Below are 5,572 nucleotides of genomic sequence, written 5' to 3'. Positions count from 1 at the left end.
AATACCTCTTGCTTAATTTTGTTTAGTCGATTGACTTAATTTCAAATTCAAGGTTTCCGATAGGAGCCTCAACAACTACTGTTTCGCCGACACTTGCACCAAGCAACGCCTTACCGACAGGACTTTCGTCCGAAATCTTACCCTCTGACGGATTGCTCTGTGAAAATCCTACAATATCATAAACAAATTCCAAATTATCTGTCTTGCGCAAAACGGTAACCTTTGAGCCCATTGAAACCTTGTCGCCTGCAACGGAATCAATGATTACTGCATTTTCAAGCTGATATTCAAGCTCTTGAATTCTTGCTTCAATCTTTGCCTGCTCTGATTTTGCTTCATCGTATTCACTGTTTTCACTAAGGTCACCGTAAGAACGTGCAACCTTAAGCTTTTCTGCAATATCAACTCTGCCTTCTGTTTTGAGCTTTTCAAGCTCTGCCTCAAGCTCTGCCTTGCCCGCTGCGGTCATTGTAAATGTTTTTGCTGCCATAATAAAAACTCCTTAAACATTAATGTGCATTTTAACTAATTAATTATATATTATAATTATCACAAAGTCAATCACTATTTTAACACAAAAAATACCGCCCGTAACCCGAGCGATATTTTTAATCTATTCAGCTTATTTCTTCAAAAAGCCTTGTGCCCTTTGTTTTAAGATTTCTCAAAAGCAAATAATCGGCAAGAGCAAATACTGTTACAAAAACTGCCGACAGTATGCGTACGTCTGCAATGATACTGAATCCAAACAAAGCAATGCCCATTAGCATTGATACTGCCCAGCCCATAAGCATACTGAACAATACGCTAAGACCTTGCTTAACAGGTACAACCTCATTTGTCCAGGTAAGGTTATACCGTTTAAGATTCATAAACAATCCGAATACTCCCATGAACAAAATAAATTCAGCAGAAAATATCACCGCAAGGATAAATGATACGGCATCTGCCTTAAATGCAATGCACAACAAAACCGTGCTGAACAATACAGGAATAATGTTTACGGCAATATGTGCCTTTAGCTTTGCGGTCAAAACCGAATAAGAATCTATCGGCAGGGATTTGAGCATCCAAAAGTTTTTACCCTCAAGTGAAATAGAGGGAGCTGTCAGACAGCACAGCGAGCATACAAAGCCAACCGCAACGCAGACAAACACACCGCCAAGGCTTGTAATTGACGGCATATCCTGTACCATTTCGTTTATCACATCAATAATCGTCTGCGATTTAATAAGTGCTCCTATTGCCATAGCGGGAAGTATCAAAAGACCTATTCCCGTATTCATCATATAGGCAGGTGACGATGCGAATCGTTTTAATTCCTTAAACACAAGTGCTTTTTCTAACGGCAGGGCTTTATAGGATTTAACGCCTGCTTTGCGTTTTCCGCCTGCGAGCGACCTTGTGGAAAGCTTAACAAATGACATTCTAAGCACTGCATATACAACGACAAAAATCAACACAAATGTCAAAACAGTAAATAAAAATGCCTTTACATCTCCCACTCCCGCATTGCCCAAATAATACAGACCGACAGCAGATGATTTGATTTTATTGCTGTATTCCTGCGAATTTTTCACTATCGTTTTAATCAGTTCTTGTGCCTTGAAATACGAAAAATAATACACACCGATTACGAGCAGTGAGCAAACAACGGAAATAAACGCCTTGCTTTTAATTCTTGTTGAAAGTACCGCAACTACATATCCGAGAACTACGCTGAGGCTGAGAACAAACAATCCTATTGCAAAAACAAGAAATATTTGCATTATAGCCGTAGGCACATTGCATCCTACCTTTACCCAATAAACGATAACTGCGGGTATAATTACAACTGCCTCGTACATAAATCCCATAACATATGTACCGACAAGTCTTGATGCAATTATGTAATCGGGCTTAATCGGGAGTGACAGCAAAAGGTCGTTATCACCTGCCTTAAACAAGGCTGCATAGGTATTGAAAACACTGCCAAAGGCTCCCAAAAGAATTGACAGAGTAATCATTATCAAAAAATACATCCAATCAAGTCCGGCAGTATGCAAGGGTGAAATAATGCCAACACCTGCACCTACAAAGGCCATTGCAATTAAAAGCATCAGTAAGCCAAAGCCCACGGCTCCGGAAATTATGGATTTTTTGGAACGCCTTTCACCTGTCTTCTTGTTTTGAAAAATAAACTTGTACAGCTCTAAAAACTGCTTGCGAAGCAACGTAACAAACATGACTACTCCTCCATCTCAAGAAAAGCGTCCTCAAGAGAGCTGTTGCCCTTAACCTCATCAACCGTACCCGAGGCAACAAGATTGCCTCCCTTGATTACGGCAACCTTATCGCAAAGCTTTTCTGCAACCTCAAGAACATGGGTTGAAAAGAATATCGCTCCTCCATTATCGCAAATATTACGCATTATTTGCTTGAGCTGATGTGTTGCCTTTGGGTCAAGTCCTACAAACGGTTCATCCATCATAATCAATTTCGGCGAATGAATTAATGCAGAAATGATAACAAGCTTTTGCTTCATACCGTGTGAATATGTACCTATTAAATCATTTAAGCTGTCCTCAATTTCGAACATTTTTGCATATTCGCTTATGCGTGAAGTGCGTTCACTCTCGCTGACCTTAAACACATCGGCAATAAAATTGAGATATTGAATGCCTGTCATAAAGTCATATATATCCGGATTGTCAGGAATATACGCTGTAACAGCCTTACACGCCAGAGGTTCCGATTTGGCAGATTTGCCGTCAATCAAAATTTCACCGCTGTCATAATCCAAAATGCCCGCAATGCTTTTAAGGGTTGTGGTTTTGCCTGCACCGTTATGGCCGATAAAGCCATAAATTTCACCCGGTGCAATATGCAGAGAAAGGTTGTTTACAGCAACCTTATCTCCGTACTTCTTTGTCAAATTATTGATTTTGAGCATTATTGTCATCTCCGTTATAGCCCATATTTGTAGGTGAATAATATGGGTCCTGATAATTTGCGTTGAACGGCTCATCGGGAATGATAAGTGCACAAACGATATATGCAATTACTCCTGCACCGCCGAGAAATGTAATCAATGCCCAAAGCAATCTAACAATTGTTGAATCGATATTCAAGTATTTTGCAATACCTCCACACACACCGCAGAGCTTTTTATCTGTTGTTGATTTGTATAGTTTCTTTTCCATATTTTTTCCTCTTCTTTCCTTTATTGCTTTTATTCGGTAAAGCTTATGCTTACTTCACCGATGCCCCCGTTAAGCTCTATTTTGTGTTGCCCGGAGCCAACTGTTGTATCACGAGATACCTTTGTACCGTTAACCGTAACATCACCGGCACCTTTGCTGACGGACACGGTATAATCCTGTGCACTGCCCACAGCATTAACATTAACCTCACCTATGCCGCTGTTTATCTCGCAATCGCCTGTAAACAGTGAGGTGATATTGATTTCGCCTACACCGCTGTTAAGTTCAAAATTGTTTAGCGAAGCATTATTTATGTCAAGCTCGCCTGCACCGCAATCAATTTCAGCCTCTCCGATTACAGCTAAATTATTAATCGTTACATCACCTGCACCGATTTCAAAATCAAAATCTCTTGCAGTAAGGCTGTCAACGGTTACATCTCCTGCGCCTGTCGAAATGCTTACAACGTCAAAGCTTCTGTCGGCAGGAATTGTAACATTCAGCTTGAAATCACTGCTTTTGGGTATAGATGTAAGTGTTTCCTTTATTACGATTTTCCCGTCCTTTTGGTCAACCTTGATGTATTCATTATTTGTTGAATATTCAAATTTATCACCGGTTGAAATTATAAGCTCGGTAGCCTTGAGTTCTGCGACAAGGCAGTATCCGTCAAGTGTATCAATGTATTCGCTTGAAATGGTTGTTTTATCTTTTTTGTCGTCGTCATCGTCGTCAAAAATACTGTCTGCTATTCCAAACACACCCTGAATTATTCCGCCGATAATTGCAACAATAAGGACTATTGCAAAAATTCTGCCGAGATAATAAAAGGTTTTTCCTAATGAGTTATCGTTTTTCATTTTACATCAGTTCCTCCAAACAGGTTAGATGAGTTGATAAAAATTGTTTTTGCATCGGGCGGAAGATTTTTATTTGTCTTGTCTGACACTCCGCCGAAGAAGCTGTTTGATTTTACAACAACTCTGACATCGGACGGAACGTAAATATCTATTCCGCCAAAGGTTGCTTTTGCATCAATTACACAGTTATGAACAATGTCCGCATTGCGAATATCAATAACTATTGCACCAAAGGTTGCACAAAACTTACCGCCTGCAAATCCCTTGTCAAACTGATAGTTTTGGCTTGAAAACGATGCGTAGTATTCCTGATTTCCCTGCGGAATGTATACTGGCTGACCGTAAACCTCCTGAGGCTGTGTGCCGTCCTGCTGAGGCATAACAGGCTGTGGTTGTTCCTTTTCAAATATATTGCCCACTATTATGCTTGCACCGACAATTACAACGATAATCGGGAACAGGAATTTTTTGTACTGCCATAAATCGAAATAGCAATTTACAAGCAACAGCACACCTATCGCCAAGCATATTAAGCTACCCTTTTTGTCCTTGTCTGTTATTAAGCCGATAAGTGACGGAATGATGATAAACAGTGTCCACCAACCGTCAAAGAAAAGTGTAAAGCTGAGAACATTTGCTTCATTAAGTCCCCATAACACACCCAAGGCAATTATTACCAATCCCCAGATGATACCTTTTGTTTTTTTCATACAAAAACCTCCAAAATAATCATTATCACAAATTAATTGTTTATACTCGGATGAACGGCATATTCATCCTCGTTTAATGTTGTTACCGTTAGCACCGCACCCCTATATGCTATGCCTAAATACTTGTTAAGGTCCTGCTCGGTAAAGGTGCATTTGTTATCTGCAATCATATAGCAAATACCAAGCCCTGCAAGAAGCACCTCCTCAAAAATCAGCCTTGCATTTTCATAATTAACCTGAGCCTGCTCCATTACAGTCTGCACGCAAAAATCAGCGGCAGGAATGGACATAATCATTTTTGAATACGACTTCTCACCCTGTCTGTATTTGTAAATCATCTTGAACAGGTTAGGCTGTGTGCTTGCGAATTCTATCAGCCTAAAGCCGAATTGCTTAAACGCAGGTGTGTATTTTACCGAATCCGCAATATAATCGGAATATTCCTTAACCGCAGAATTGTACACCTCGTTGAGCAGCTCATCCATATTTTTGAAGGCTACAAACACAGGCGATGACGATGTGCCGAGGTAGTTGCCCACCTCTCTTGCAGTCACGGCTTCAATGCCCTTGCTTCGTGCAACCTCAAGGGCAGCGCTGACAATTTCTTCTCTTGTAAACTTTGCTTTTGGTGGCATCCTTTCACCTCTCAATCATCCGTTATATAACACTTGTTACATAACCTTTGTTTTACAATAGCACAAACAAATGCAAAAGTCAACAGTTTTCCAAAAAAAAGAAATCGCACACAGAAACACCTGTGTGCGACAGCGTGTCGAAAAAGTCAAATTATAAATTTCGACACGCTGGTAGACTGTTGAGA

At 40.2% G+C, this 5,572-nt stretch carries 7 protein-coding genes; all 7 read right to left on the bottom strand.

Annotation, left to right across the window (positions count from 1 at the left end):
• Positions 1-22 precede the first annotated feature (22 nt).
• Positions 23-490 (bottom strand): transcription elongation factor GreA, encoded by a 468-nt coding sequence (gene greA / locus Q0P34_RS08190; RefSeq protein WP_294955311.1) that lies wholly within the window; start codon positions 488-490, stop codon positions 23-25.
• 127 nt (positions 491-617) lie between these two features.
• Positions 618-2,225 (bottom strand): hypothetical protein, encoded by a 1,608-nt coding sequence (locus Q0P34_RS08185; protein WP_294955309.1) that lies wholly within the window; start codon positions 2,223-2,225, stop codon positions 618-620.
• A 2-nt stretch (positions 2,226-2,227) separates the two neighbouring features.
• The gene (locus Q0P34_RS08180; RefSeq protein ID WP_294955307.1) at positions 2,228-2,932 is read right to left on the bottom strand and encodes an ABC transporter ATP-binding protein; all 705 of its coding nucleotides are present in this window, start codon (positions 2,930-2,932) and stop codon (positions 2,228-2,230) included.
• On the bottom strand, positions 2,916-3,182 hold the full coding sequence (locus Q0P34_RS08175; RefSeq protein WP_178666939.1) for a PspC domain-containing protein: 267 nt from the start codon (positions 3,180-3,182) through the stop codon (positions 2,916-2,918). Before Q0P34_RS08175 ends, Q0P34_RS08180 begins: the two co-directional genes overlap by 17 nt.
• Positions 3,183-3,211: 29 nt before the next feature.
• The gene (locus Q0P34_RS08170) at positions 3,212-4,042 is read right to left on the bottom strand and encodes a DUF4097 family beta strand repeat-containing protein (protein WP_294955305.1); all 831 of its coding nucleotides are present in this window, start codon (positions 4,040-4,042) and stop codon (positions 3,212-3,214) included.
• Positions 4,039-4,752 (bottom strand): LiaF domain-containing protein, encoded by a 714-nt coding sequence (locus Q0P34_RS08165; protein ID WP_294955303.1) that lies wholly within the window; start codon positions 4,750-4,752, stop codon positions 4,039-4,041. The genes Q0P34_RS08170 and Q0P34_RS08165 overlap by 4 nt, the downstream gene beginning before the upstream one ends.
• Before the next feature lie 32 nt (positions 4,753-4,784).
• Complete coding sequence (locus Q0P34_RS08160; protein WP_294955301.1) at positions 4,785-5,387, bottom strand: helix-turn-helix domain-containing protein; 603 nt, start codon at positions 5,385-5,387, stop codon at positions 4,785-4,787.
• Between the last annotated feature and the right edge of the window lie 185 nt (positions 5,388-5,572).

This window comes from uncultured Eubacterium sp. (genome assembly GCF_945980375.1).
Classification (GTDB): domain Bacteria; phylum Bacillota; class Clostridia; order Oscillospirales; family Acutalibacteraceae; genus Eubacterium_R.
The sequence above is the reverse complement of the archived record's forward strand: the minus strand, read 5'-3'. Positions and strand labels throughout refer to the sequence as shown.